1 protein-coding gene is annotated in these 2,028 nt (G+C 60.4%); it reads right to left on the minus strand.

From position 1 onward, the window contains the following. Window positions 1-21 precede the first annotated feature (21 nt). Window positions 22-1,401 carry a group II intron reverse transcriptase/maturase gene (gene ltrA, locus Q669_RS14265; protein ID WP_162097306.1) on the minus strand — a complete coding sequence of 460 codons (1,380 nt, stop codon included), beginning with the start codon at window positions 1,399-1,401 and terminating at the stop codon, window positions 22-24. Window positions 1,402-2,028: the final 627 nt, after the last annotated feature.

Here is a 2,028-nt window from a genome sequence, read left to right on the forward strand (position 1 = left end):
TAGTTGCGGTAGGAATGCCTCTCACGAGGCACCCCCCGCACAGATCCGTACGTGCGGTATTACCGCATACGGCTCCTGCCTCGGGTGACGACGGCGAAACCGCTCGCTGGGCCAGGGGTGGAGGATACGCGGTAGCGGGAGCCAGGCATCGCGAAAGCGTTTGAAGCGTTCCCACGTCAAGCCCCGTGCTTTCTGGCTTCTGCGCCTCAACGCCTTGAACCAGGCGCGGCTGAGATGGTGCCAGAAAGCTCGAAGCGAGGCCAGATTGTATGGCACCGCGTGATAATTGTAGTACCCCTGGAGCACGGCGCACAGCCAACGAGCGGTCTCTGGAACCGGTCGATGCAGGCGCCGACGCAATTGCCTTTTCACTTGTTGCAGTTTAGCCCGTAAGCGCTTCGCGGCAGTCTGGCGCCGGATGGTGTACTTGCCTCGGCGTGTGCACGAGCAAATATGTGTCATACCCAGGAAGTCAAAGGTCTCCGGCTTGCCTGCGCCGCGCTGCTTACGGTTGATGTTGGCATAGCGGCCAAACTCCAGTAGCCGCGTCTTCTTCGGGTGCAGCGTCAGACCGAACCGATTGAGGCGTTGCGCCACGGCGGTGCGGAAAGCCTCCGCATCGTCGCGGCCTTGGAACCCCATAACGGTATCGTCGGCATAACGTACAATGACCACCCGTCCACGTGCGTGGTGTCTGCGCCACCAATCGGCCCATAGGTCAAACGCGTAGTGAAGGTAAATGTTGGCCAGCAACGGCGAGATGGCTGCGCCTTGAGGTGAGCCCTCGGCGAGATCGAGCCATTGCCCCTCATCGAAGGCGCCTACTCGCAACCATTTCTTGATCAGTCGCAGAATGCGCTTGTCGCCAATCCGGTGGCCAAGAAAGCGCATGAGCCAGTCGTGCTGGATGTGGTCGAAAAACCCCTGGATGTCCATATCCAGAACCCAGTTGACCGGTTGACTGGTCAGGCCGACCCAGAGCGCGTCCAGCGCATCGTGTTGGCTTCGCCCCGGCCGGAAGCCGTAGCTGAAGCCTTTAAAGTCGACCTCGTAAATGGCATTGAGCACCTCCACCAGTGCGCCCTGGACAACCTTGTCCTCCAGGGCAGAGACGCCCAGCAGTCTCTCACTGCCGTCCTCTTTGAGGATGCGTGCTCGTTTGACCGGCTGAGCCCGATAACTGCCCTCTTGTACACTCCGGTGCAGGTCCACGACCCGCTTCTCTGCAATCGGTGCGTAATCTTCCCACCGCACCCCGTCCACGCCTGGACTCGCATTGCGCTTGAGGCGCGCAAAGCTTCCTCTCAGGCACTCCGGCGTTAGGTGGTGCAACAAGGCAGTAAACTGCAACGTCTTGTCCCTTCTTGCGGCTTCCCGTACACCGATCAGACCGCGCGACACGGCCCCTGGGCTCTGTGTCCCAGTCGTGGGCGCCTGAGCGGTGTTCCCCTTGGCCGAGCCCCTTCGCTCCACGAATTCCTCCGGCTTTTGGCGAGTTTGGTCTTGCTCTCGTTGATTGCCTTCGTTCATCCGCTTCTCCACTACTATGGGCTCGTCCGACTGCCCAACCGCGTTCATGCAGGTCGTTCGGGTCTTTCACCTTCACCTGCCGATCTGATGATGCACTACCCACACCACCAGATACGCGCTGGGCTCTCCCAGGTTCCGTGCATGCTGTATAGAGCTGCGTGCTCAGGGTCTATGACTCCGTGGGGCCCGGCCGGGACTTGCCATTTGCGCCTCGGCCAGTGTTGCCTTCCGTGAACGGGCATACCGTCGGCACCCCAAGGGCGAGAATTTTCGGAGCTCAATACCTGGCCCACAACAACCCCTGTCAACGCTTGCCCACTCCGGTTACCCGTCGCGGCCATGACTCGGGGCCAAGGCGGCTGGCCAGCCTTACCTCGTAGCGCATTTCCAGCGCCACCAACATGCCAGATTAACCTGGCGCATCGCCCGGATTTCTCATGACGGGATAAAAGAAAGCGGCTGAAAGTGCTATAGTTTCAGGACCTTACACCGTTCACC

The organism is Marinobacter sp. C1S70 (assembly GCF_000475355.1).
GTDB lineage: Bacteria > Pseudomonadota > Gammaproteobacteria > Pseudomonadales > Oleiphilaceae > Marinobacter > Marinobacter nauticus.